The organism is Cohnella baijiui, from assembly GCF_020731285.1.
Lineage (GTDB): Bacteria > Bacillota > Bacilli > Paenibacillales > Paenibacillaceae > Cohnella.
In genome coordinates this window covers 1-417 of the sequence record NZ_JAJFOW010000121.1, presented here as the reverse complement: position 1 = coordinate 417, position 417 = coordinate 1, and the positions used below count along the sequence as shown (strand labels likewise).

Below are 417 nucleotides of genomic sequence, written 5' to 3'. Positions count from 1 at the left end.
TTGTGTTACCAATACAGGATACGCTTTGGCTTTAGTCGCTTAGGATGCTTGCGCGGTCGCCCGCCTTTTTTACGCCTGCCTCGGCTCGTTCGACTCTTTGGTCGGTGAAGAGCCTCAAGTAGGCTCTTCCATGGCTGTTCCAGGTATGCTCGGAGCAATTCTATCATCGCGCCGCGCTTGCTTGCTGGGACTAGCTGCAGCCGATACATCTCGACGAGCATGTAGGCGATGAGATGCAGATAGATTTGGTTCCAGACCGCTTGCGGCTTGGTACTGTAAATTTTCTTCAATCCGAGCTGCTGCTTCATAAATTTGAAGAACAGCTCGACCTTCCAACGGTACCGGTACATCCTTGCGACGTCCTCGGCCGATACTTCCCAGCGGTTGGTCAGCACCCGTACGCGATGGCGCTTGCCT

Annotated in this window: 1 protein-coding gene; it reads right to left on the bottom strand. The window is 54.0% G+C overall.

The window, feature by feature from the left end; all coding sequences use genetic code 11:
• Positions 1-5: 5 nt before the first annotated feature.
• A partial coding sequence (locus tag LKX83_RS31920) for a transposase (protein WP_227887286.1) occupies positions 6-417 on the bottom strand: 412 nt, incomplete at its 5' end.